The following is a 1,742-nucleotide window of genomic DNA, read 5'->3' as shown; positions in this document are numbered from 1 at the left end:
GGAAGGGACCACCATGGTCATCGTCACGCATGAAATGACCTTCGCCAAGGAAGTGGCCAACCGCGTCATCTTCATGGATCAGGGCGTCATCGTGGAGGAAGGCACGCCGGAGGATATTTTCGGTAATCCGAAAGAAGCCCGCACCAAAGGGTTCCTGCAGCGAATTTTGGTCCGCGCTTGATCTTTGTGGCTTCTCCCTTAATCAGCTCGTCCTGCCGTTCACAACGGGGGACGGGCTTTTTGTGTTGCCTGTCACTGCTTAATTTTCGTTCGCCGGAGCAACGAAAACCGGGGCTCAGCTCCGGCGAAGCAGTGTTCACCGAAGAAGAGAAGGAATGAGAGAACCTCAACTCCGGCGAGGCCACGCCCACCGGAGTTGAGGTTCAAAATAAATGTCCAACTCCCACGAAGCGCTCCTCATCGGAGTTGAGCACCCAAAATTGAACGTGCGTGGTTGATACACCTACGCAATAAGCGTATAAAACCAGAAACCTAGGATGCTTTTTCTGCTCAGAAGGCCATTCCCCTTAACGCAAGCCATCAAAAAGCGGGTATAATATACGTAGCCGATTGCAATAGGGGAGGATGGATTGTATGAATGAGACGGAAAAAATGATGAAACAGTTGAACAAATTCATTTTGAATCACGTCGAGGATTACGACTCTGTGGATGAAGCAGTTGATGCATTCATGATGCTTTTCAACGAGGCGAGTGCCAAGGGGAAAACGTTCGAATCTGGTGAATTGACCGATGAAGAGAAGGCGACAGAAGAGTTGGAGAAGCTGGAGTTCGCGACTTCCGAACGCGAATACGCAGCGATTTTGGACCGTGCCTTGAAGTTGGATCCGGATAATTTGGAGGCCCGGCTATTTAAACTGGATCCTGAATCACTCGAATTCATTCATGAGCTCAAGAAACTGGAGGCACTCGGAAAGGCAGTGATGCAAAAGCAAGGTCTAGATGATAAAGAGGCCATCGGAAACTATTGGGGTATCGTCGAAACCAGGACATACTTGCGCATCAAGGCGCTGTATGCGGATGAATTGCAGAAACGCCGGATGTTGACGGCTTCCGTGAGGGAGTATGAGGATCTGTTGCGGTTGAACGAAGCTGACAATATGGGGATCCGCTACATTCTGATGGGTATCTACTGTCAGTTGGAACAAATGGAAAAAGCCAAAGAGCTTTACCAACGCTTCCCTGAAGCATCCGCTCAGATGCTGTTGCCGCTGATTCTGCTTTCATTGAAATACGATGATGAGCTGAGCGCGAAACGCTATTACAAAGATCTGCAGAAAGAAAATAAAGACTGCAAAAAAGTTTTTGGCCGGCGGGAGTTTGATTTGGAGAGCATGATGGAAGCAATCGATGCTGTTGATTATCTTGCGGACAGCGAAGAAGAACTCTACATCGCGATTTCCAATGTAATGACCGACTTTGCGGTCGTGCCGGATATGTACTATTTCAACTGGCTGAAGAAAAACCTGATCAAACCGACCGCGTCCCGGAAAGGGATTCAGAAGAAAAAATAGTTACCTGATTGCTCGATACAAAAGCCGATAAGGAGACGGAATATCCGTGTCCTTATCGGCGTTTTGTGTATTTATGGGAATTTTTCTTTCTACTTCAAATGATCTTTATGGAATTGCAAATGCTCTTCGATGAAGGTAGCGATCGTAAAGTAACTGTGATCGTAGCCGTCGAGTTTTTGGTAGCTCACTTTTTTGCCGGCAGCGGCTTG

The 1,742-nt window shown here is 47.8% G+C and carries 1 protein-coding gene and 1 pseudogene; both read left to right on the top strand.

Annotation, left to right across the window (positions count from 1 at the left end):
- Nucleotides 1–181, top strand: a pseudogene (locus WBV27_RS05305) (amino acid ABC transporter ATP-binding protein); the annotation flags it as partial.
- A gap of 413 nt (nucleotides 182–594) precedes the next feature.
- The gene (locus WBV27_RS05300) at nucleotides 595–1,533 is read left to right on the top strand and encodes a hypothetical protein (RefSeq protein ID WP_424200083.1); all 939 of its coding nucleotides are present in this window, start codon (nucleotides 595–597) and stop codon (nucleotides 1,531–1,533) included.
- Nucleotides 1,534–1,742 lie beyond the last annotated feature (209 nt).

The organism is Trichococcus sp., from assembly GCF_049589555.1.
Taxonomy (GTDB): Bacteria; Bacillota; Bacilli; order Lactobacillales; family Aerococcaceae; genus Trichococcus.
This window is presented reverse-complemented; position numbering and strand designations above follow the sequence as displayed.

Bases quoted from the DNA above. Each gene is read 5' to 3' on its own strand.
- WBV27_RS05300 (WP_424200083.1), top strand. From the start codon at position 595: ATGAATGAGACGGAAAAAATGATGAAACAGTTGAACAAATTCATTTTG.